Origin of the sequence: Mycobacteroides franklinii, assembly GCF_001853795.1 — a bacterium.
In the GTDB taxonomy this organism is placed as follows: domain Bacteria; phylum Actinomycetota; class Actinomycetes; order Mycobacteriales; family Mycobacteriaceae; genus Mycobacterium; species Mycobacterium franklinii.
Genome location: NZ_MLIK01000019.1, coordinates 1,533,179 through 1,554,048, shown reverse-complemented (window position 1 = coordinate 1,554,048; position 20,870 = coordinate 1,533,179). Strand labels below are relative to the sequence as shown.

The window sequence follows — 20,870 nt, the reverse complement described above, 5'->3', positions numbered from 1 at the left end:
GTGAAGCCATGGCGGAAAACCATCGGAAACCCCGCCATGGCTTCACGCTCGGTGCAGCTCAGAGCCTCAGGCGAGTGCGGAGGCCTCGCCGCGGCGCGCCGATGCCCGCCGCATGGCACCCAATGGATCGGCGAACAGCCCGCCCAGCGACACCACACCGGCGCCGGCCTCTTGCACCCGGTTCCCGAAGGCTGTGACCCGAATATCGCGCTTGGACAACGTTGATCGGTCCAGGAACGCGATCTCGACATCATTCATCACTTCGGGGTACTCGGTGAAGGCCTGACCACCGACGATCACCTCGTCGGGGTTGAGGATGTCCCGCAACAACGCCACCGACTGGCCCAAAACGCGCCCGCGTTCGGAAAGCAGTTGGCGCGCAGACTCGTTGCCGCCGCGCGCGGCCTTGTACACGGCACTCACCGAGACCCCCTCACCGGCGGGCACGATGCGAAGCTTGCGTGCCGCGGCCAGCACCGCCTCATCACTGACGGTGGTCTCCAACTTGCCGGTGCCGCCGAGTAATTCGGAATCAACCGGCAGCGCCGCGATGGTTCCCGGCCCGCTGGATGGGCTGTGCACCCGTCCATCGATGGCAAGCGCGAAACCGACTGTCTCACGGGCGTATACGTACAAGCTCGTCAAGGAGCGGGCCGCGAAGCGGCGCAGTCCCAGCAGCAGCTCGGCACCGGCCATCGCGTCCACGTGCGAGGCCACCGATACCGGCAGACCCAGGGTGTCGGCGAAGACCCGGCCCACCGGGGCCTCGGTCCAGCCCAAACGCGGGTGATCCACCGTCCCGGCCGGTCCGTCGACCACACCACCGGTGGCTACACCTACCCACAGCGGCCGGCGGCGGTGCCAACGGGCCAGGTAGCGCTGCGCGCTGCCGGCCAGGGACGCCAGCGCGGCGCCTTGCGGACCGTTTGGCGTGGGAGTTTCCACCACGTCCAGGGTCCGCCCGAACAGGTCGGTCGCCACGATGCTGGTGGCGCGGGCACCTATGTGGATGCCCAGGGTCAGGAACGGCTCGTGGTTGAGCTCCACGGGCACCCGTGGACGGCCGATGGCGCCCGAAACCGCGAGGTCGGCGCGTTCACGCAGCAGTCCGGCGTCCAGTAACGCCGTGACCTGCCGGTTGACGGTAGCGATGGAAAGGCCCGTGACCTGGGCAATTGCGTCGCGGGCGACGGGTCCGCGCACACGGGCGGCGCGGAAGACCGAGGACGCGGCGCTATCGCCGATGTACAGGGCGGGCGGGTGAATCTGGTGGCGGGAAACAGGTCGGCGAACCGGAGCAGTCATGAGATGGGTCCTTTGGCGGGGGCCGGATTCAGGCGAGGGCTGAAACACGGGCTACAGGTGGCTTTTGGTGTTGTGAACTGGGGCGATACCACGCCCGAGACGTCAAGAAAGACGCAGAAATCAGGCGCAGCGACAGACGCAGCGACAACACAGCTCGCGAGCCAGCGGCAGCCGAGAACCAATACCCGCGATCACAAAAGTGACCCGGGGTTCGGCGGCACGCGTGTTGGACACAGGCGAAATTTAGCATCCCTACGAGCCGATGTCCTAGTAGGACTTCTGACTACAGTGGCGACCATGACCAATCCCACGTTCGACGGCCGGGTCGCGGTCGTCACCGGCGCCAGCTCCGGAATCGGCGCGGCCACCGCTAAATCACTTGCTGCCCTTGGGTTTCACGTCGTCGTCGCGGCGCGTCGAGAAGACCGCGTCAAGGCTCTCGCCGATGAAATCGGGGGCACCGCGGTTGTGCTCGATGTCACCGATGCCGATTCGGTTGCGGCCCTTGCGCAGAGCCTGGACCGGGTGGATGTGCTGATCAACAACGCCGGCGGCGCGTGGGGCCTGGAGCCGGTGTTGGAAGCGGATCTGGAGCACTGGCGCTGGATGTGGGAAACCAATGTGGTGGGCACCCTGCAGGTGACCCGCGCGCTGCTGCCCAAGCTGATTGCCTCCGGCGACGGGCTCATTGTCACCATCACATCCATCGCCGCACTCGACGTCTACGACGGCGGCAGCGGATACACATCCGCCAAGCACGCTCAGGCGGCGCTGCATCGCACATTGCGCGGTGAGCTTCTCGGAAAGCCGGTGCGGCTCACCGAGGTCGCGCCGGGCGCGGTGGAGACGGAGTTCTCGGTGGTCCGCTTCGACGGCGACCAGGACCGCGCCGACGCGGTGTACCGAGGAATCACACCCCTGGTGGCCGAGGATGTCGCCGAGATCATTGCCTTCGTCGCGTCGCGGCCGCCGCACGTCAACCTGGACCAGATTGTGGTCAAGCCGCGGGATCAGGCCTCGTCTACCCGCAGGGCGACGCGTCAGTAAGAGGTTCGGACCTTCCTGGACCACACATTGCCTTGTGTTCGGTGTTCGGTCATGACCGAACACCGAACACAAAAGCCAGCGCCTCCGGCAGGAATCGAACCCGCACCGCGCGAGGTAGAAACTCGCCGCTCTGTCCGTTGAGCTACGAAGGCATGCGGAGCCGAATGCAGGACTCGAACCCGCTTCACCTGGTTACAAGACAGGCGCTCTTCCTGTTGAGCTAATCCGGCATGGTGGTACCCCCCGGGAAGAATCGAACTTCCATCCACGGCTTCGTAGGCCGTCACTCTGTCCGTTGAGCTACAGGGGCGTAGCGTCGTTCGGCGCCCCTGGCGGGGCTCGAACCCACAACCTCCGGTTCCGGAAACCGGTGCGCTATCCCTTGCGCTACAGGGGCATTGGGGCGACCGGAGGGGGTTGAACCCTCGACTGCGGAGTCACAGACCGCTGTGTTTCCGCTACACCACGGCCGCCATGTCGAGGTGGAAGGGATTCGAACGGTCTCCGGTTCGCTGCCTCGCCAGGACTCGAACCTGAACTCCCGGATTCAAAGTCCGGCGGGCTACCGATTACCCCACAAGGCATTGTTGGTACGTGCGGAGCGATTCGAACCTGCACCACCGCGCTCCCCGAGCAGGATTCGAACCTGCAGTCACGGATTAACAATCCGCCGGTTTACCGATTAACCAACCGGGGAAAGCGCTGGTGGGGCGCCTACGGAGCCATGGCGTAGGTGAATCTCTCGCGCTCCTTCGGCTTGAAAGGCTCACGCATGAGCGTCATCCCGGCCTCCTGCGGAGTGCGGTCGCCCTTGAACCCGTTGCAGTCCCGGCAAGCCGCGACCGTGTTGAGCCATGAGTCGACTCCCCCACGTGACCGCGGCAGGACGTGATCCCACGTGTCGGCCCAGGCTCCGCAGTACACACAGGTGTAGCCGTCGCGCCGCAGCACTCCCACCCGGCTGACGCGATTTTGTGAGGTGTACGGGATGTACACGTACTCACGCAGTGCGATCGAGACCGGCAGCTCGATGACCAGCGATGCACTGCGCACGTGCACCGCGGGGCGGTGGGTGTCGATGGAGTACACAACCCCCTTGAGAATCAGCTTGATCGCGTGCTGCCACGGAATCTGTTGCAGTACGCGGTAATCGGCGTTACAGAACTGCACGGTTTGGTTGGCCATCAAAGTTGACATTGCCGCGTACCCCCTTTCCTTGGTCGATTGGTCGTCGGCTGCGTCGCGCGGGCGAGACGTGAACCCCCATCGACACATGTGCGTACGTCCGGCAGGAGTCGAACCTGCATGCCCGTTCGGGCACTGGAGTCTGAATCCAGCGCGTATCCCAGTTTCGCCACGGACGCATATGCCACCACTATGGATTTATCAAATAAACTGCAGCACAACCACTTCCGGAATTCGGCGGGTGATCAACGCAGCCTCGATAGCCGCATCGCAAACAATCGTGCATCGGCGATGGGCCGATGTAAACCCCATTAATTTCGATTAATACGTTGTAGTTCAGCAGTTTTGAGCGCACTCAACTCTAGGAATGTCGGGCGACATTCCTAGCAACGCAAATCAAAAGGTTGAGATATTCATGAGAATCGTTGGCCGGCGATCGCCCGCCACCGGATCTTCCGCCCGCCTGCTGAGCGGTAAGTCGCTGCGACCACGACGAAACAACCGGCGATGCTAGGCGCATCCCGGCAATCTGCTCATCATGGAACTGTGCGGACATAGGCGTGACGGTACCAGCCATCATCGGCTGGGCGACATGGTTTTTCTGCGCGCAGAGCTATCAGCGCGTCGTCGTCGGTGTGGCCGAGAGCGATGGTGCGCCCGACGTGGTCGACGGCGCTGACGTCGGCGTCCCCGAGAGTGTCGGCGCACCCGACGGGGTCAGCGGGACGGTCGTCGGGATCGATGAAGTCGTTGTCGTCGGCGACGATGTGACGGTTCGTTCCTTCGGATTCGAGGGAAGCGCCGACATCGACTGCCAGGTCGGCCAATCCACCACCCAGTCCCACAGGTCGCCGTCGGCGTACGACAGCTCGATCGAGGTACCGGTCACCTCAACGGGATCGCCGTACATGGCAGTACGGAAGTACGACTCGGCATCACCCAACGACAAATTGATACAGCCGTTGGTGACGTTCGTATTGCCCTGTTGTCCAGTGGTGTTCGGATTAGCGTGGATGAACTCGCCGTTGTTCGAGATTCGAACCGCGAAGCGTTCGTGCACGTTGGTGTAACCGGCCGCCGGGTTGGACATCCAGAAGTCCTGGTACTTCTCCGTGACAACGTGAATTCCACTGCGGGTGACGTTGCGCGGCAGATCTGCCTCACCGTAGCTACACGGCAGGTCCAGGATGGTGCCCTCGTCGGTGGTCACCCGAATGCGGTGACTCTGCGCATCGGCATAAACAACCTGGCGCCGCCCCACGCTGAAGTCCAGGGACATGTCCTCGTTGCCGAACGCACCGTCACCGAAGGGAATTCCATAGAGATTGGCCTTCACGTCGACCTTGGTGCCGGCCTTGAAGTATTCGCGGGACCGCCAATGCACCCGGGAGCCCTGCGCCTCGTCGGGCAACCAGGCCCAACCACCTTCGGTGGGCGGATCGCAGGTGATGCTCAGCGACCGCTCCACCGCGGCCTTGTCCGCGATATGCGCATCGAACTGGATGATGACGGGGGCAGCGATACCCACCGTCTGCCCGTCGGCGAGCTGGAACTGGCCATTGACCTTCGCCGTCGGAACCAAGGTGGTGAACGCGCCGGACACCGCGACGGCCTTGCCGTCCAGACCCACCGCCGAACCCTTCCAGGTGTAGGTCACATCGAATCCGAGCGGTTCGGTGGTGTGGAACCTCGTCTGGTCGCGGCTGAGCACTCCGGCGACAACCTTGCCGTCCGCGTTGACCAGCTTCACGTCCTGGAACCAGCCATTGGCCACCGTCACACTGACCGGCGCCGTCGGGTTGACGTCCTTGGCCTTGTCATCAGGCAGGAAGGTGAGGGAGGCTCCCGGCGACGGGGCCTCTTCGGGTGCGTTCGAGCCGACGGTCGTGCAGGCCGCAGCAACAGCGGGCACCGTCAGACCCAAAATCGTGAGCGCGCGTCGCCGCGTCAGCGCATCACGGAGATCTGGTCTGGGGTACTTCACGACACCCAACGATACGGGCCGTCGCGGACAGCTTCGCCCAGCCCGACCAGGATCACACCCCGGATCGGGCGGGACGTGCGGTTTTGTGCCGCGAATCGGCTAGTAGACCGGTATATCGAAGATCGCCGCGGGTGCACCGTACTGGGCACCCCACCCGGCCCAGGCGATATCGCTCGGGCCCACGCGCCTGTCGACGAGCGTCCAGCCCTGATCGTCCTGATGCAGCAGCGCCACGTATTTCTTCGATAGGACACCGTTGGCGGAGGCCTCGGCAAAGGGAGTCCCGCTGTAGTCGACGGGGCTGCCGTCGGGCCCCTGGATGGCGGACCACAGAAAGGCCCAGCCTTCGGCGGCCTTGAGGCTGCGTACATCCAGACGAACCGGCTTGCCGAGTTGGGCCGTCACATCCGCAAGGGCAGGCGCCAGGACAGCGGCTCCCTCCGCGGACGACGGGTCCACCGGCATCGCGCCCGGGTCTGCCGCTGCGACCGGCGCCGCGAGCATGCCGAACCACACCAGTAATGCCAGGAATCCGATCCGCATGGGGGCGCTCCTTCGTCGGCGACCTTCGAACGGTAGACGACCCGCGACTCCAATCCCTGAAGACAAGCCCAAGCGGTATCGCTTTCGCCTACCGTCGGCCCATGACGACGAGTGGGTCCTGTGACGCACGGTTCAGCCAGGTACGCGAGGAATTCGAACGTAATTTCGCCGAGCGCGGCGAGCTGGGAGCGGCGGTCTGCGTGATGGTCGACGGTGACGTTGTCGTCGACCTCTGGGGCGGATCGGCCCACGAGGACGGCTCCGCATGGGAATCCGACACCGTCGTGCCGGTGTACTCCTGTAGCAAGGGGGCCACGGCCTTATGCGCTCATGTGCTGGCAGACCGCGGCCAGCTGGACTTCGACGCGCCGGTGGCCGCCTACTGGCCGGAGTTCGCCGAGAATGGCAAGGCCGGCATACCGGTTCGGATGCTGCTCAACCATCAGGCGGGTCTGGCGGCGATACGAGAACCGCTGCCGGATAAGGGCTATGCCGACTGGGAATTGATCACCGGCCTGCTCGCGGCTCAGGCACCGTTATGGGAGCCGGGCACTCGATCGGGGTATCACGCGCTGACCATCGGCCATCTGGTCGGAGAAGTGGTCCGCAGGATCACCGGACGCACAGTGGGCCAGTTCTTCCGGGAGGCGGTCGCGGGGCCGCTCAGTGCCGATTTTTGGATCGGACTGCCCGAGGACGAGGAACACCGCGTTGCGCAATCCATCGCCGCTGATATCCCGACTGACCTTGCCAAGCTGCCCGTCTTCTTCCGTACCGCCCTCACCGACCCCACCTCGATACCCGGGCTCGTCGTCCTCAACTCCGGCGGATTCCTGCTGCCCGCACCTACCGCGGAACGCCAGATCAACACCCGCGCGTTTCATGCCGCGGAGTTCCCATCAGTCAATGGCATATCCAACGGCCGGGGTCTGGCCACGATGTACCGCCCCTTGGCGCTCGACGGCAGTGCCGATGGCACGCGTGTTGTCAGCAGCGCACAGATCGTGCAGATGTCGCAGGTCGTGTCCGCGTCGGCAATCGACGCGACGATCGGCATCCCCACCCGCTGGACACTGGGTTTTCATACGGGCGGCGACAACCGCGCCCTGGGTGAAGGCAGCAGCCTCATCCTGGCGCCGGGGGCGTTCGGGCACTGCGGCATGGGCGGTTCGGCAGGCTTCGCCGACCCAGGGGCACGAATGTCCTTCGGCTACACCATGACCAAGCAAGGCACCGGCATCGTGGTCGATTCGCGGGCACAGTCCTTGATCGACGCCGTCTACCGCGGTCTGGGATATCAGGAACACGGCGGGTACTGGCTCAACCTGAACTGACTGTCGTATCTTCCGGCGTCAGCAAGCGACCATCGGAGGCTCGCAGTTCAAAGCGCCGCACGGGGCGCGATGTCTCGCAATCCACCAGAGAAACGCGTGGTTCACCCGGCAGGAAGCAGAACTCGTCACTCCACTGCCGCAGTGCGACCAAGACGGGAAACAGGCCGCGCCCCTTGTCCGTCAGTCGATATTCGTGCCGCGCCCCGGCCGGAACGACCTCCAGAATGCCGTTGTCCACCAGCGCCGCCAAACGGGACGCCAGGATGTTCTTGGCGAGCCCAAGACTCTTCTGAAACTCCCCGAATCTGCGCAATCCGTCGAAAGCGTCGCGGACGATCAGCAACGACCAGCCGTCGCCGACCTCACCCAACGGCCTTGCCAGGGTGCAGCTCGATTCCGCATGACTGGCGCGTCCCACCATCGGCCAACTCCTTTGGTTGCAAAATGCAACCGTCCATGCGATGCTCAAACGGTTGCGAAGTGAAACCAACTCTACCGAGGGGCGCGCGTGCTGACCAGACCCGTCATCGTCTTGTTCTCGTTTGCCTGCGGGCTCGCGGTGGCAACCATCTACTTCTCCCAGCCACTGCTGGACACCATCGGCGTGCAATTCTCGATGCCCACAGCAGAAGTCGGCATCGTGCTCACGCTCACCCAGATCGGTTACGCCATCGGTCTACTACTAATCGTGCCCCTCGGCGATATCGTCGATCAACGCCGGCTCATCGTCGGGCAGACCGTACTGCTGGGAGTGTCACTGCTCGCCACAGCGATCGCGCCCAACGCGTGGACATTCCTGGCGAGCATCAGCACCCTGGGCGCACTGGCCGTAGTGACCCAGGTGATGGTCACCTACACGGCGGTGCACGCCGCGCCGGAGCGACAGGGCTGGGCCGTCGGTGTGGTCACCGGCGGCATTATCAGCGGAATTCTCCTGGCGCGCACGGTATCCGGCGCACTATCCGACCTCCTCGGCTGGCGGTCGGTGTATGTGGTGGCGGCCATCGCCACGGTGGCGACTGCCGGGATGCTGATGCGCACCCTGCCCCGATCCGCCCGTACGCGGCAGGGGCTCCCCTACCGCAGGCTGCTGCTCTCGACGCTGCGACTGCTGCACGACGAGCCGGTCCTGCGTTCGCATGCCGTCATCGCGATGCTCATCTTCGCCGCCATCACCGTGCTCCTGACGCCCATGGTGCTGGCGCTCACGGCTGCTCCATATCACTTGTCGCACACCCAAGTCGGTCTATTCGGGTTGGCCGGGGCCGCCGGCGCGCTGGGAGCCTTCAAAGCAGGCGCGTGGTGCGATGACGGCTGGGCCACCCGGGTCACCGGCATCGGGCTGTGCTTGATGCTGGCGGCATGGGCCTTGGCGGCAACCCTGCGCTGGACCCTGCTCGGGCTCGCCCTAGCTGTCGTGATCATCGACTTTGGCCTGCAGTCGGTGCATGTGGCGAACCAGAGTCTCATCTACCGGCTGGACACCGAACTTCACGGGCGCCTGACGGCCGCCTACATGACCTTCTATTCCATGGGCAGCGCCGTGGGCGCCATCGTGTCGACGTGGGTGTACTCGGTCCACGGATGGACATGCGTGTGCCTGCTGGGTGCCACTATCAGCGTTGGCGCACTTGCCTATTGGGCCATCTCAGAGAGAGCAGCCCACCAGCACCGGCTCAGGCACCAACCGCACCCCGAAGCTCTCCAGGACCCCATCACGCACGGTGCGTGCGAGCGCCAATAACTCACCGGAGCTACCCCCACCGCGATGCGTCAGTGCCAGCGCATGTTTCGTGGACACTCGCACCGTCGACTGCTCCCCCGGATAGCCCTTGACGAATCCGGCGCGCTCCACCAGCCAGCCCGCCGACAGTTTCACTCCACCCTCAGCCGGATACTGCGGCATCACGGTATCCGGCCCCAGGTGATCGCGCACCCGCGCCCGAACGTCATCCACGTCACCCTCTGCGACAACAGGATTCGTGAAAAATGAGCCTACGCTCCAGGTGTCACGATCGGACTCGTCGAGCACCATGCCCTTGCGCCGGCGCAGTCCGAGTACCGCCTCGCGTACGGCCAGCGCGTCGGTGCGCTCCCCTTGCGCTACCCCCAGCTCCTTGGCCAGCTCCGGGTAGCGGATCGGAGAACTCAGTCCGTCCGTGGACAAACCGAATTCGACTTCCAGCACCACGCGAGCATCGGTGCCCTTGAGAATGCTTGTGCGGTAACCGAACCCCAGTTCGTCGGGCTGATACCAGCGCACCTGGCCAGTTCCCCGGTCCAATACCCGCACTCGTCGTAGCAGCGAGGCAACCTCGACGCCGTAGGCACCCACATTCTGCACAGGGGTAGCGCCCGCCGTGCCCGGGATTCCCGAGAGGCATTCCAGCCCACCGAGACCGGCCCGCAGCGACAACGCCACCACCTCGTCCCAATTGCTTCCCGCATCCGCGCGCAGCAGCGGCCCCTCCACCGCGACACCGGCCGCGGCGATGTGAACCACCGTCAGGTCCGGCAGCTCATCTGCCAAAACCACATTGGAACCACCGGCGAGTAGCAGGGTCGGTTGGCCGGCGAGCGCGGCCAGCGTGCCGGTCACCTGCGCGGTGCTCTCGCACCGAACAAGCGCGGGGACCACCGGCCCCAACCGCAATGTCGTCAACGAAGCCAGCGGGGCATCATCGGTCACCGCGGCGCCGAGATCCTCGATCTCCGCGCGCGTTGCCGCTGTCAGCCTTTTCGGTCTTCGCGCAAGCGGCTCATCCAAGCTCACGGGCGCTAACGGTAGCCTTGCCACCCATGGCGCGCTCATTTGACCTGTCAGTGGAGTACTCGGCTACCGTCGAGCAAGTCCATGCGGCCTTCGCCGACGAGACCTACTGGAATGAACGTCTGACAAGCTCCGGTGCTGATACCGCGACACTGGATTCCCTGAAATCCGACGGCGGCGCCCTCGAAATCGTGACCACTCAGGTGCTGCGCAGCGACCGGCTGCCGGGCATCGTGTCGCAGTTTCACCGCGGCGATCTGCAGATTGTCCGCACCGAGAAGTGGGGCGCCATCTCCGACGGTGTATCCGAGGGCACCGTGGTGGGCTCGATACCGGGTGCGCCCGTCACCCTGTCCGGCGCCGCCCGCCTGCACGACGGGGCCAAGGGCGCGCGGCTGGATCTGAAGATCAGCGTGGAAGTCAAGATTCCGCTGGTAGGCGGCAAGATCGAAGGCTTCGTCGGCGGCAAGCTGATGGACCTGCTGTCGGCGGAGCAGCGATTCACCTCGGAGTGGATCGCCACCCACGGCTAACCTGGGTCAAATGTCCAAGCGCACGGTATCCACGGTGAACTTCCCGGCTCCGGCCGAGAAGATTTACCAGGACTTCGCGAGCCGCGACTACTGGGAAACCCTGATGTCGGCGTACGGGTGGCTCACGCCGGTCTCCGAGATTCACACCTTCATCGTCACCGACGACGGTATCGACGTGGTGCTCAAGCAGAATCTGCCCCGTATCTACTTGCCGCCGATCGCGCAGAAGGTGATGCTCACCGACATGGTCATCACCCGGGTACAGCATTTCGCCCCGTTCGATCACCGCAAAGGATCGGCGATCGGCAGCTACGGCGCCTCGGTGCCGGCCGGACCGGGTTCCTTCACCGGGGTCTGCACGCTGACCGATACCGATCAAGGTTCCCAGCTGAAACTCTCCAGCACGTGCAAGGTGTACATCCCGTTCATCGGGGGCAAGCTCGAAGACCTGATCCTGTACCACCTGGGCGACCTGTTCCGTGTGGAAGAAGGCTTCATCGCCGATTGGATCTCGAAGCACCACTAGTTACAGGCGTTATCTCGGCGCTTCGAAGCCACCAATTTTCTGCTCGAGCAGTTCAGCCAGCCGCAGCGTGGTGTGGTCTTCGAACATGGGACCGACGAGCTGCACTCCTACCGGCAGACCTTCCGTGGATCGGCCCGCCGGTATTGCGGTGGCGGGCAGGCCGGGCATGGTCGCCACGCCCGCCCAGACCAGCTGATTGACGAACGGGTACTCGATACCGTCGATATTGATATGCCGTTCTTGCAGATTCAGTGCGTGATCGTGCGGGAAGGCAGGAGTCGGCGTGATCGGACACACCACCACATCGAATTCGGCGAAGAGCTCTCGCCAGCCGTGACGGTGCAGCTCGCGACGACCGTTCGCCTCGATCCAATCGCGATGGCTGAACACCGGGCCGCGCAACCACGCGGTATCGAAACCCCTGTCATCAGGGCTCAGGGTGGCAGCGAGGATCCGCTGCTGCTCGTATCTCTCCACGGGATAACCTGCCGCGAGATTTGATGTGAGCAGCTCGGCATACAGCCCTGCGGCTTCGGCCAGATCGGGAAGCAGCGGACTGTACCGTTCGACGCGCGCACCACCGTCGACCAGCGCGTCGGAGACCCGGTCAATCGCTGCCCGCACGGCCGATCCTGTGGGGACGAGCGGATGCTCATCGAGGACCAGGACACGAAAGTCGCGGAGCCGTTCGCGGCGGGCGGGTGGTAGAGCCACGTCGAATCCCACGCCCATGGTGAGTGGATCCGGCCCGGCCATCACCTCGAACAACAGCGCCAGGTCACGGGCGGTGCGCGCCATGGGGCCGACCACGCTCAGATCGCGGTCGGTGGGCAACGGCGGATTGGGCGGCGGCAGATGACCGCGATTCGCCACAAGTCCGAGTGTCGGCTTGTGTGCGTAGACGCCGCAGAAATGAGCTGGTGTGCGCAGCGAGCCGGCGATGTCCGAGCCGATGGACAGCGCACCGAATCCGGACGCCAATGCGGCCGCCGATCCGCCCGAGGATCCCCCCGGCGTTCGACCGTGATCCCACGGGTTGTTGGTGGTGCCGTAGATCTCATTGAAGCTCTGCAGATCTTGAAGCATCAAGGGCACGTTCGTCTTTCCGAGCACGACGGCGCCGGCGGCCTTGATCCGTGATACCTGTACCGCGTCGTCGGTCGGCATGTAGTTCCTGTGCTGGGGCATGCCCCAGGTCGTGGCCAGTCCTGCCACGTTGTAGGACTCTTTGACCGTCATCGGGATACCGAGCAGCGGCCGATCCTCGCCGCGAGCACGCGCCTGATCGGCATCGCGCGCAGCGGCCCGCGCGCGGTCGAAGTCCCGAACACAGACCGCGTTGATCGCCGTGTCGTCGCGCTCGATACGGGCGATTGCCTCCTCGGTCAGCGCTACCGATGTGACCGCACCGGTACGTAACGCGATCGCAAGGGCCTCAGCTGACTCAAAACTCCATTCCATGGATCTGACGCTATCCGCACTCCACGGAGGACATAAAATGCCGTTCAGCGCAACAGGATCGGTGTTTCTTCTTTGCGATGGGCACGCTCGCACGCACACCGAGCCGTCAGTAGTCCGATTCGACAGCCAGCAGCTCGGCCAGGAATGCGTCGGCTGTGGGGGCGGCCAGACGGGCGCGCGCGAATGCCCGGACCCGATCCCGCAACTCACCGGACTCGGCAGGGCCCGTGGCCCCCACGCTGATCTCCGTCGCCGACCAGTCGGCGTCCCAGGCCCGCGCCTCGTCGACGGGCTGTCCGTCGGCATCGAACACCGGAAGCACCGCACCACCCGTGGCATCCAACACGCCCACCGCATGAAAAGGCCCGCAACGCAACGAGACCGGAATGCCCGCGGCCGAATCGGGGCCGGATACCGCCGCCCGCAACCGTGCGGTGACCACCGCACCCTCCGAGACCACCGCCCAGTCCAGATTGCGTTCGGCCGCATCAAAGACCCCCGGGGGCACAACCGACCAGGCGATGGTCACATCGCCCGTCGCGATCGCGCCCGGCGACGGAGATCCGTCTGCGGGCCCCGCGGCCAGTGCGTAATCCTCGCGCCGCGCGACCCCGACGTCCTGTGCCTCCCACTCCAGTCCCATCTCATCGGCCAGGTCTCGGCACTGCGCCGCGAGCACCTCCACCCGGGGGTCACGATGGGACCCCAGTGCCACGCCGCGCGGTGCCAACAGGCCGGCCACATCGGCGTCCAGCGTGTCGTCGGTGAAATAGTCTTCTGCCGCCGCGGTCAGCACCGCGACCTCGGCATCAAGCACCCCACGGTCCAGCACGGTAATGCCGTCGCGGCGACTGGCGGGCCACCACCGCCGAAGCCAATGGCCCAGCGCCAACCGTCGCAAGGAGTCCGCCGACCCCGGCAGCACGGAGACCGACGGCAGCTCGATCATCCTCGCGGGATCAGCATTGCGCAGGGCCTCGATGACCGCGACGTGCCCTGTCTCGCCGAGCATTCGCCACATCCAGTCAGCCCGGGCCGCGTCGGTGAAGCTCACCACCGGCGGCCGCGACGGCTCGTCAACCGGCCACGACAACACCGCGCCACTGACTTCCAGGACCGCCACCGCAGGAATCGGGGCTGGGGCGGCTCCCGTTGTCCACAAACCGGATTCGTTGACAAGCCTCATCCGGCGGCCCGCAATTCCAGCATGGCCTTGATGCGCTGCCGATGGTCCAGGCTCACCGAGCGGGCCGCGCCCTCCAGTAGCGACCGCAGATCATCGACGTCACCGCAGGATTCCTGCCAGACATCGCGACCGTGCAACCTGGCCCACAACCGGCTCAGATAGGGCCGCGCGAAAGCTGCCAGGTCGTCGACCACCTGTCGCTGCCGGGGGTGAATGGCCTCACCTGCCGCGAGATAGCGCCGTGCATGCATCACGTAGGCCTCTTTCACCAGCCGTGCCTGCACCCGTCCGGACAGTTCATAGCGCGTCGGCACCGAATCACCGAGCGGCCGTAGATCCGTCGCCATCTCAACCCCAGCCACCAGGGCGGCCTGTTTGTCCTCGCTCATCAGGCCCCATGGGGCGCAAGCCCTATCGACCTCCTCCGCGCACAACAGCGGGACATCGGGCAGCTCATCACGATCCAGTGCCCGGCGCAGCGTGGCCCGCACCCGATCTACAACGCTGCGATCCATCGGGCGATCACCTCCCGCATCACCGTCGATGGCCGGAGGTCTTTGCGGTTCAACCGAACTCAATCCGATCTCGACAATCGACCACGGCACCGTGGCAGCGCCATGAGCGCTTGCCCCTAGGTTGTACGGCGTGGCATCGGCAATCAACGCCGTCCAAACCCGTTGGCGCGCAGTCACCTCACGATGGCTACCGGCAGCACCGAGTACTGTGACCAGGCCGGTGAAGAAAGGTCCGGTGATGGTGTCGTCTGGCCGCACATCGCGCCAGCTTCGGTCCCGCAGTGTGGCAAGTCTGGCGACCACGGCGGGGTCCTCGACATGGCGATTGAGCACCTCGATCGCCGTACGGTCCCGGCCGCGGTGCAGATCGTGCAGAACCTCCGTCGCGGTGTGCTGATCTTCCTTCTGCGGAACGCCTTTGGTGACAGCCAGTTCGAAACACACCGGGAAATAGAGCTCTTGCGCGTTGCCGGTGGTAATACGCTGCCTGCGCCGCTCGGCCTTCAGCATCACGAACCAGTCCGCCGCCGCCCTCAACTGCGGACCATGCCCCACGATCAGGGCGTGCATGGCGGCGGCCACCTCGGGGGCCAGTACCGGGGCCGAAAAGGAGGTGTTGCTGCGCAGCCGCAGCACCAGCGGGTCGAGGATCCGTTTCACCGTCCGGCGCAGCGGTCCGCCGTCGTCGGCGCTCAGTACCTCGACACCGGAGCCGATCGCACGCCATGCCCGGTCGATCACGGCACGGCGCGGCACGGCCGATTGCACCCTGACGGCGCCCTCGGATGTTGCCGACCCGATACTCATCCTGACAAGGGTAATCGCTGTCCGCAGAACAAAAGTTGGGTTCGGTAGCAGCCGGCCGGGTCGACGCTATCGACATGACCACAGGACTGTTTCCCGCCATTTCCCGAACCTTCGGTGGATGCGTCGCTTTGCTGTGCGGCCGCCGGACAACGTGTGTCCATCCGGACGAGGAGGCCGACGAACGCCTCGTCACGGTGGAGGAATTCGCCGCCGAGTTCGATCACCTGCTGATCCGCAAGCGGTTGTTGACCGCGGCGCAGCGCGCGATGATCGATGGGGGCACCCGCTCCCGCGGAGTCGTCACCGGCGTGAACGCCACCGGTCCGGGCCGCGAGGTGCAATTGGATCTCATGGTGACCAGGCCGGACGGCGGCCAGTTCCCGGTACGCGAAACCGCGGTGATACCGGCGTCCACCCTGCCGAAGATGGCACCGGGCAGCGTGATCGACGCGTACTACCGGCCAGGGGACCACAGCATCATCGCGGTACGGGTGCGCCAACTGATCTAGCGGGCGCCGTCGACGGCGAAACTGACCACGGCCGCCCAGTGCAATGGACTGGCCGTCTGGTCGCCGTCACGCCAGCGCCGCAATCGGGCCCGCTGCCAACGGTTCACCGCGCGGCCGGCGTCCTCATCACAGTGCGCACTGTCTACCTCAGCAACCGTATCTGCCATGGGATCTGCTGTATACGAACCGAATTGGCGGTATGCCGCGGTAGTCGGTAACGACCACAGGGTCGCGGTCACCAACTCCGCACCACCCAAGATCATCGCCGCGGCAAGCCCGGTCGCCTCATCGAAGCGGTAGTCGCCTCCCGACGAGCACGCCAACAGCGCCACTCGCGGCGGGACCGGAAACTGCGCGGCCATCATGTCGGCCGCCGTCAACGGGCGATCCTCGGCCAGATGGAGGGCGGCCCGCTCAGCGTGGCCAACGGCACCCTCTGCCGCACTGGCATGCCCGACATAGAAGAGCCGGGAGGGTTCCTGTGCGCACGCCTGCGCAAGCCAGTGGCGATCGATATCGCTCCGGCGGAACAGTTCTACCGATGCACCGACCGCAGGCAGCACCCGACGGTCGTCCATCAGCTCGCCGAAATGACGGGTCAGCGCACCCTCCGGAGCGGGCCGACCCAGTACCGAGCCCAATGTCGAATCCGGTCGCTGCCCCGGAATCCGCGGGTCCAGCAGCAACACCGCCGGGCCGTCCCGGCGCTCGTGCCAGCGCACCGACCGGCGCGGCGCGTGAACGATGTTCGGCGGCACCGCCATCAGAACGTCGACCAGTTCCATCAATCGGACACCATCCGGCCCCGGCATCGCCAGCTGCCCCCAGGGCACCCGCGCCAGTTTCGGACTGGGAGTCACGAACAGCACGGCCCGCTGAGATGACGTACGCCCGGACAATTCGGACAACAACGTCCAGCCGTCGTCGGCCACCAACTCGGACCCCAGCGCACCGGCAAGCTCGAATTCCGCGTTCGGGCTGGCGAACGCCCCAGTGGTCAACGCGCGTTCGATGGCGATGAGCGCTGTCTCGGCGCCGCACGGATCCGGCAAGGCGGAATCGAGTGCGTCGCAGACCGTTTCCAGGGGCTGCTGCTGGATAACCCAGGTCACCGTGCGCTCCGGCTCCCCCACTACCCGCAGGCTGGCGTAGGTGGCGACGCCCACGTCAGCGAATCGCAGCACCAAGGTGTCTGTCATGGCCAGGTCGACCATTCGTCGTCGACGGCGGTCACCTCGCGGCCGTACCGCTGCCGGGCCAACTCTCGATAACCGCTCATGATCTGATCACCGGCAGGGTCCATCCGCAGCGGTGGCAGCGGCCCCAAGCGGGTGAGCCCGCCGTCCGCCTGCACCGGGGGTGCCGCGGCGACAAGCGCCAGGTCGCCCTCGACGGGAACTGCCGCGGTGGCGGTCCAAGCCCACGCGCCGGCGGTCGGAGCCGACGGAGCATCGCTCACCTCGGTGGTGAAAGCACCTCGTGCGCTGTGATATTCGATCAACTCACTGACAAGCGCGGCGTTGTCCCATTCCTTGGCGACAGCGAAGGCGCCCGCCAGCATCGGCGCCGAGACGCACCGGGCCCAGCGCATCCGCGCTCCCGCATCGGCGATGGCATAGCGCACCGCGTCGACCGCCAAGGCCGCCGGGACCTTGAGGTCCGCGGCCTGTTGAAGCTTGGACATCGCACTCTGGTATCCCGTGCTGCCGGGCGCACCGGACACCGTGCCCGCGCCGGGCTCCAGGCCCAGGTCCGCGAGCGCGTCGGCACGCCAAATGTTGCCCAGCTGATCATCGAGACGTGCGTATTGCAGCCAGCTGTGCCGCGGGTAGGCGTCCAGCAGTTCCCGGGCCTGCGCTACCTTCTCCGATGCCGCGGCGAAATCACCGCGCAGAATCGCGATCCAGCTGCGCTGTAACAGAATTCGGTGAATGTGCAGTGGTTTTTCGATCTCGCGCCAGTGCCGCTCGGCGTGGCCCCAACATTCGTCGGCCTCGTCCAGCGCGCCCATCCTGAACCTGATCAGCCCGAAGTACAGCCAGCTGCGGGACACGTCGTGCGCACGGACATGCTCGGCGATCGCGGGGTATGCCTGGTGAACCAGCGTCTGAGTTTCGGCGATATCGCCGAAGGCCCACCGAGCCGCCGCGCGTTCCAACTGCGCCCGCGCGCAGGCCAAACGCCAATCCCTGGCGCCGGCCCGCGCCTCGGCCCGGCGCAGCCACGGTTGCGCCTCGTCGAGCCTGCCGGTCTCCACACAGAACCGTCCATAGGAGAGCGCGCCGTTGACGAACAGGTGATCGGACTCGGGGTCGCCCTGGCGCGCGTACTCCTCGAGCCGGTCGAGCACCTCGGCCCACACCGGAACCGAGTCTGCGTACATGTCGTCGTCGCACAGACCCCGGGCAATCAGGATCCTGCCGTAACAGATGAGGCCGTGGTGCTCGGCGGCCAAGTCCTCGAAGTCCCCGCCGGTCTCGATCAGTGCCTGCAGGTGCGCGGCGGCGCCGGGGTGATCGCCGTTGGCGGCGGCAAGTCCGGTCGCAAGAAACTCCGCACGCCGGGTATACCGGCTGATCAGGTGGTCGATCTCGTCATCGGACATGGTGACCTGCGCGGCAAGATCGGGCCGGCGCCCCGCGCGGATTTCCGTGTAGGTGCTCAGGCACTCGCGGATGCGCCGGACGCCTTCGACCACGCCGTCGTAGGCGGTGCGCACCAGGTAGATCTCGGCGAGCTGAGCCAGCACCTCACACGCGAGGTCATCGCGATCGGTCTCCTCGGCCTGCGCCAGCAGCCGCAACAGGATCTCCTTGGCGGATTCTTCCTGGGCCGCCAACGCCAAGTGACGGGCGCGCTGCAGATCGCCGATGATCGTCACCTCCGAATAGTAAAAAGCGGCGGGCGCACTGTGCACGCCCGCCGCTTTTTCCGGATGTCAGCCGCAGCTCACCTTGATGGTGAACGGCTTGGTGATCATGCCGGCCATCGGGTTCTTGATGTCGGCACCCGAAGCCTCGCCGCTGATGGTGTACGTCTTCCCGTCAACCTTCACATCGGCGGAGCCGACCTTCGCACCCATGCCCTCGCTGACTGCCAGCGCGGCGCCGTCGTACACCAGCCCCAGCGATGTCACCTTGGGAGTCGCCTCGTCGGTCATGACGACGCCCAGACCCTGCTGGCCGTTGATGGCGCCACTGGCCACGTTGATATTGCCGCCCTGCTTGACGCAGGTCACCGACTTGAGATCCAGCCCCGCCAGGTCCTTGCCGTCCACCTTCACCTCGGCACCGCTGCCGGAGCTCACCTGCGAACCGCCGCCCGGCTTATCGGTCGAGCAGCCGACCACTACCGCACCGGCGGCAAGAAGTCCCATGGCGCCCACGATTACACGATTCATCATTCGTCCCTTCGTCGTCCGTCGCCCCGATGGCTCCGCGATGACACAAGTGAAGGCGCGCCGATCCACTACCGATCCCAAGAAATACCGATTACCGCAGGCAGCGCCCTTCCAGGCACCATGGACACCGTGGCCGTCTCCCCCGCTCCCCGTCGCGCTGGGCCGCCTCCCGCCAACCGCCCACAGGGGGCCATCACCCGCGGCACCACGGGGATCAACCGACTGCGCCGCAGCGACCGCTGGCTCGTCCACCATGACGCGGTGCGTTCGGTGCTCGACAGCGCCCCCGACCCGCTGGTGGTGGACCTGGGATATGGCGCCATGCCCAACACCACACTGGAGCTGGCCGCTCGGCTGCGCACCGTACGGTCCGATATCCGGGTGGTCGGGCTGGAGATTGATCCGCAGCGGGTGGTACCGGCGCGCGACGGGGTCCACTTCGGTCTTGGCGGGTTCGAGTTGGCAGGCCACACACCGGTCCTGGTGCGTGCGTTCAATGTATTGCGCCAGTACTCGGAGTCCGAAGTGGCGGACGCCTGGGCGGCGATGACGACGCGGCTCGCGCCGGGCGGGCTGATCATCGAGGGCACCTGCGACGAACTCGGCCGCCGCTGCGCATGGCTGCTTCTCGACGCATCCGGCCCCCGCACACTCACGCTGGCCTGCGATCCCTTCGATATCGACAAGCCATCCGATTTGGCCGAGCGGTTACCGAAAGCCCTTATCCACCACAATGTTCCGGGCCAGCCCATCCACGATCTACTTGCGGCCGCCGACCGGCAATGGGCGGCGGCAGCCCCACACGGCGTCTTCGGCCCCCGAGTACGCTGGCGCATCATGTTGAAGTCACTGCGTGACAACGGATTTCCTGTCGAACAGCAGCGACGCCAAGTTCGTGACTGCATCTTGACAACACCCTGGTCAGCGGTGGCCCCGGTAACTGGCCCATCCAGCTAGGCTGGGGCTATGCGGATTGTGTTGGCGCAGATCACCAGCAGTGCCGATCCCACCGAGAACCTGGCCACGGTTGCGACCACGGTTCGGGACGCGGCCGTGCAGGGCGCCACCCTGGTCGTCTTCCCCGAGGCCACCATGTGCCGGTTCGGCGTGCCGCTGGGCCCCGTCGCCCAGCCGGTAGACGGCCGGTGGGCCGACGAGGTCCGCTCGATCGCACAGGAAGCGGGCCTGACCGTCGTCGTGGGGATGTTCACTCCCGCCTCCGATGGTCGCGTTCACAACACGCTGCTGGCCACCGGCCCCGGCGTTGACACGCACTACGACAAGATCCATCTGTACGACGCGTTCGGCTTCCGTGAATCGGCGACCGTCGCGCCCGGAAACGAGCCGGTACTCATCACTGTCGACGGGGTGAGTGTCGGGCTGACCACGTGCTATGACATCCGTTTTCCGGCCTTGTACACCGAGCTGGCATGTCGGGGCGCCCAGGTGATCACGGTCAGCGCGTCCTGGGCTACCGGGACCGGCAAATGGGATCAGTGGACACTGCTGGCGCGGGCGCGAGCGGCGGACTCGACATGTTTCGTGGCGGCGGCCGACCAGGCCTTACCAGCGCTCGAGACTCCGGCCAGCGGTTCGCCCACGGGAATCGGCGGCAGTCTGCTGGCCTCGCCGACAGGCGAACTCATTGCCCAGGCCGGTCCGGACCCTGAGCTCATCGTGGCGGACCTGAACCTCGACGCAGTCGCCGAGACCCGCAAGATCTTGCCGGTCCTTAACCCGTCCTCAGCCGAGTAGGGCACAATCG

The 20,870-nt window shown here is 65.7% G+C and carries 20 protein-coding genes and 8 tRNA genes; 8 read left to right on the top strand and 20 right to left on the bottom strand.

The genetic code is table 11. The annotated features are described in order from the left end of the window. Positions 1-66: 66 nt before the first annotated feature. Positions 67-1,305, bottom strand: coding sequence for an ROK family transcriptional regulator (locus BKG76_RS15085; protein WP_070938334.1), 1,239 nt, complete (start codon positions 1,303-1,305; stop codon positions 67-69). A gap of 297 nt (positions 1,306-1,602) precedes the next feature. Here BKG76_RS15085 and BKG76_RS15080 point away from each other — a divergent pair, with 297 nt between their 5' ends. Beyond that, positions 1,603-2,352 (top strand): SDR family oxidoreductase, encoded by a 750-nt coding sequence (locus BKG76_RS15080; RefSeq protein ID WP_070939256.1) that lies wholly within the window; start codon positions 1,603-1,605, stop codon positions 2,350-2,352. Positions 2,353-2,431: 79 nt separating this feature from the next. Here BKG76_RS15080 and BKG76_RS15075 read toward each other — a convergent pair. The 11 genes from BKG76_RS15075 to BKG76_RS15025 form a co-directional block, all read right to left on the bottom strand. Beyond that, positions 2,432-2,504 (bottom strand) — tRNA-Arg (locus tag BKG76_RS15075). Positions 2,505-2,510: 6 nt separating this feature from the next. Continuing rightward, positions 2,511-2,582 (bottom strand) — tRNA-Thr (locus tag BKG76_RS15070). Between the two features lie 8 nt (positions 2,583-2,590). Continuing rightward, positions 2,591-2,662 (bottom strand) — tRNA-Arg (locus BKG76_RS15065). 14 nt (positions 2,663-2,676) lie between these two features. Beyond that, a tRNA-Arg gene (locus tag BKG76_RS15060) sits at positions 2,677-2,749 on the bottom strand. Positions 2,750-2,751: 2 nt separating this feature from the next. Continuing rightward, positions 2,752-2,825: transfer RNA gene (locus tag BKG76_RS15055), tRNA-His, on the bottom strand. Between the two features lie 39 nt (positions 2,826-2,864). Further along, a tRNA-Gln gene (locus tag BKG76_RS15050) sits at positions 2,865-2,936 on the bottom strand. A gap of 41 nt (positions 2,937-2,977) precedes the next feature. Continuing rightward, a tRNA-Asn gene (locus tag BKG76_RS15045) sits at positions 2,978-3,049 on the bottom strand. A 17-nt stretch (positions 3,050-3,066) separates the two neighbouring features. Further along, positions 3,067-3,549: an HNH endonuclease gene (locus BKG76_RS15040; RefSeq protein ID WP_070938333.1), complete on the bottom strand. Its 483-nt coding sequence runs from the start codon at positions 3,547-3,549 to the stop codon at positions 3,067-3,069. Positions 3,550-3,632: 83 nt separating this feature from the next. Further along, a tRNA-Leu gene (locus BKG76_RS15035) sits at positions 3,633-3,716 on the bottom strand. A gap of 437 nt (positions 3,717-4,153) precedes the next feature. After that, on the bottom strand, positions 4,154-5,521 hold the full coding sequence (locus BKG76_RS15030) for a L,D-transpeptidase (RefSeq protein WP_070938332.1): 1,368 nt from the start codon (positions 5,519-5,521) through the stop codon (positions 4,154-4,156). A 99-nt stretch (positions 5,522-5,620) separates the two neighbouring features. Next, a complete protein-coding gene (locus BKG76_RS15025) occupies positions 5,621-6,064 on the bottom strand; it encodes a hypothetical protein (protein WP_070938331.1) in 444 nt (147 codons plus the stop codon). 101 nt (positions 6,065-6,165) lie between these two features. On the opposite strand from BKG76_RS15025, the gene BKG76_RS15020 reads away from it, so the two are divergent. Next, positions 6,166-7,398 carry a serine hydrolase domain-containing protein gene (locus tag BKG76_RS15020; protein WP_070938330.1) on the top strand — a complete coding sequence of 411 codons (1,233 nt, stop codon included), beginning with the start codon at positions 6,166-6,168 and terminating at the stop codon, positions 7,396-7,398. On the opposite strand, the gene BKG76_RS15015 is transcribed toward BKG76_RS15020, so the two are convergent. Further along, positions 7,385-7,819, bottom strand: coding sequence for a winged helix-turn-helix transcriptional regulator (locus BKG76_RS15015; RefSeq protein ID WP_070938329.1), 435 nt, complete (start codon positions 7,817-7,819; stop codon positions 7,385-7,387). The genes BKG76_RS15020 and BKG76_RS15015 overlap by 14 nt on opposite strands. Positions 7,820-7,906: 87 nt before the next feature. Between BKG76_RS15015 and BKG76_RS15010 the strand changes: the two genes are divergently transcribed. Continuing rightward, positions 7,907-9,142, top strand: coding sequence for an MFS transporter (locus BKG76_RS15010; RefSeq protein WP_070938328.1), 1,236 nt, complete (start codon positions 7,907-7,909; stop codon positions 9,140-9,142). Here the strand turns inward: BKG76_RS15010 and BKG76_RS15005 are convergent. Next, positions 9,047-10,132, bottom strand: a complete 1,086-nt coding sequence (locus BKG76_RS15005; protein ID WP_070939255.1) for a UDP-N-acetylmuramate dehydrogenase — start codon at positions 10,130-10,132, stop codon at positions 9,047-9,049. The genes BKG76_RS15010 and BKG76_RS15005 overlap by 96 nt on opposite strands. A 65-nt stretch (positions 10,133-10,197) precedes the next feature. Here BKG76_RS15005 and BKG76_RS15000 point away from each other — a divergent pair, with 65 nt between their 5' ends. Together BKG76_RS15000 and BKG76_RS14995 are read left to right on the top strand one after the other, a co-directional pair. Continuing rightward, on the top strand, positions 10,198-10,701 hold the full coding sequence (locus BKG76_RS15000) for a DUF2505 domain-containing protein (protein ID WP_070938327.1): 504 nt from the start codon (positions 10,198-10,200) through the stop codon (positions 10,699-10,701). Between the two features lie 10 nt (positions 10,702-10,711). Then, on the top strand, positions 10,712-11,227 hold the full coding sequence (locus BKG76_RS14995; protein WP_070938326.1) for a DUF2505 domain-containing protein: 516 nt from the start codon (positions 10,712-10,714) through the stop codon (positions 11,225-11,227). Between the two features lie 9 nt (positions 11,228-11,236). On the opposite strand, the gene BKG76_RS14990 is transcribed toward BKG76_RS14995, so the two are convergent. From BKG76_RS14990 to BKG76_RS14980, 3 genes are all read right to left on the bottom strand, one after another. Beyond that, positions 11,237-12,688, bottom strand: a complete 1,452-nt coding sequence (locus BKG76_RS14990; RefSeq protein WP_070938325.1) for an amidase — start codon at positions 12,686-12,688, stop codon at positions 11,237-11,239. Positions 12,689-12,794: 106 nt separating this feature from the next. Continuing rightward, positions 12,795-13,874, bottom strand: coding sequence for a hypothetical protein (locus BKG76_RS14985; RefSeq protein ID WP_070938324.1), 1,080 nt, complete (start codon positions 13,872-13,874; stop codon positions 12,795-12,797). Beyond that, on the bottom strand, positions 13,871-15,196 hold the full coding sequence (locus tag BKG76_RS14980; protein WP_070938323.1) for a hypothetical protein: 1,326 nt from the start codon (positions 15,194-15,196) through the stop codon (positions 13,871-13,873). Before BKG76_RS14980 ends, BKG76_RS14985 begins: the two co-directional genes overlap by 4 nt. 68 nt (positions 15,197-15,264) lie before the next feature. Between BKG76_RS14980 and BKG76_RS14975 the strand changes: the two genes are divergently transcribed. Further along, positions 15,265-15,705: a hypothetical protein gene (locus BKG76_RS14975; RefSeq protein WP_083338119.1), complete on the top strand. Its 441-nt coding sequence runs from the start codon at positions 15,265-15,267 to the stop codon at positions 15,703-15,705. On the opposite strand, the gene BKG76_RS14970 is transcribed toward BKG76_RS14975, so the two are convergent. The 3 genes from BKG76_RS14970 to BKG76_RS14960 are packed head-to-tail and all read right to left on the bottom strand — an operon-like array spanning position 15,702 to position 19,105. Continuing rightward, positions 15,702-16,904 carry a CHAT domain-containing protein gene (locus BKG76_RS14970; RefSeq protein ID WP_109420870.1) on the bottom strand — a complete coding sequence of 401 codons (1,203 nt, stop codon included), beginning with the start codon at positions 16,902-16,904 and terminating at the stop codon, positions 15,702-15,704. The two genes, BKG76_RS14975 and BKG76_RS14970, sit on opposite strands and share 4 nt — an antisense overlap. Next, positions 16,901-18,586 carry a hypothetical protein gene (locus tag BKG76_RS14965; protein WP_070939254.1) on the bottom strand — a complete coding sequence of 562 codons (1,686 nt, stop codon included), beginning with the start codon at positions 18,584-18,586 and terminating at the stop codon, positions 16,901-16,903. Before BKG76_RS14965 ends, BKG76_RS14970 begins: the two co-directional genes overlap by 4 nt. A gap of 57 nt (positions 18,587-18,643) precedes the next feature. Then, a complete protein-coding gene (locus BKG76_RS14960; protein ID WP_070939253.1) occupies positions 18,644-19,105 on the bottom strand; it encodes a lipoprotein LpqH in 462 nt (153 codons plus the stop codon). A gap of 120 nt (positions 19,106-19,225) precedes the next feature. Between BKG76_RS14960 and BKG76_RS14955 the strand changes: the two genes are divergently transcribed. Further along, on the top strand, positions 19,226-20,062 hold the full coding sequence (locus BKG76_RS14955; protein WP_070938320.1) for an SAM-dependent methyltransferase: 837 nt from the start codon (positions 19,226-19,228) through the stop codon (positions 20,060-20,062). 9 nt (positions 20,063-20,071) lie between these two features. Then, positions 20,072-20,860 carry a carbon-nitrogen hydrolase family protein gene (locus tag BKG76_RS14950; RefSeq protein ID WP_070938319.1) on the top strand — a complete coding sequence of 263 codons (789 nt, stop codon included), beginning with the start codon at positions 20,072-20,074 and terminating at the stop codon, positions 20,858-20,860. Positions 20,861-20,870 lie beyond the last annotated feature (10 nt).

Bases quoted from the DNA above. Each gene is read 5' to 3' on its own strand.
- BKG76_RS14970 (WP_109420870.1), bottom strand. From the start codon at position 16,904: ATGACAGACACCTTGGTGCTGCGATTCGCTGACGTGGGCGTCGCCACC.
- BKG76_RS14995 (WP_070938326.1), top strand. From the start codon at position 10,712: ATGTCCAAGCGCACGGTATCCACGGTGAACTTCCCGGCTCCGGCCGAG.
- BKG76_RS14990 (WP_070938325.1), bottom strand. From the start codon at position 12,688: ATGGAATGGAGTTTTGAGTCAGCTGAGGCCCTTGCGATCGCGTTACGT.
- BKG76_RS15080 (WP_070939256.1), top strand. From the start codon at position 1,603: ATGACCAATCCCACGTTCGACGGCCGGGTCGCGGTCGTCACCGGCGCC.
- BKG76_RS15025 (WP_070938331.1), bottom strand. From the start codon at position 6,064: ATGCGGATCGGATTCCTGGCATTACTGGTGTGGTTCGGCATGCTCGCG.
- BKG76_RS15085 (WP_070938334.1), bottom strand. From the start codon at position 1,305: ATGACTGCTCCGGTTCGCCGACCTGTTTCCCGCCACCAGATTCACCCG.
- BKG76_RS15015 (WP_070938329.1), bottom strand. From the start codon at position 7,819: ATGGTGGGACGCGCCAGTCATGCGGAATCGAGCTGCACCCTGGCAAGG.
- BKG76_RS14960 (WP_070939253.1), bottom strand. From the start codon at position 19,105: ATGAATCGTGTAATCGTGGGCGCCATGGGACTTCTTGCCGCCGGTGCG.
- BKG76_RS15020 (WP_070938330.1), top strand. From the start codon at position 6,166: ATGACGACGAGTGGGTCCTGTGACGCACGGTTCAGCCAGGTACGCGAG.
- BKG76_RS15040 (WP_070938333.1), bottom strand. From the start codon at position 3,549: ATGTCAACTTTGATGGCCAACCAAACCGTGCAGTTCTGTAACGCCGAT.
- BKG76_RS14980 (WP_070938323.1), bottom strand. From the start codon at position 15,196: ATGAGTATCGGGTCGGCAACATCCGAGGGCGCCGTCAGGGTGCAATCG.
- BKG76_RS14985 (WP_070938324.1), bottom strand. From the start codon at position 13,874: ATGAGGCTTGTCAACGAATCCGGTTTGTGGACAACGGGAGCCGCCCCA.
- BKG76_RS15000 (WP_070938327.1), top strand. From the start codon at position 10,198: ATGGCGCGCTCATTTGACCTGTCAGTGGAGTACTCGGCTACCGTCGAG.
- BKG76_RS14950 (WP_070938319.1), top strand. From the start codon at position 20,072: ATGCGGATTGTGTTGGCGCAGATCACCAGCAGTGCCGATCCCACCGAG.
- BKG76_RS14955 (WP_070938320.1), top strand. From the start codon at position 19,226: ATGGACACCGTGGCCGTCTCCCCCGCTCCCCGTCGCGCTGGGCCGCCT.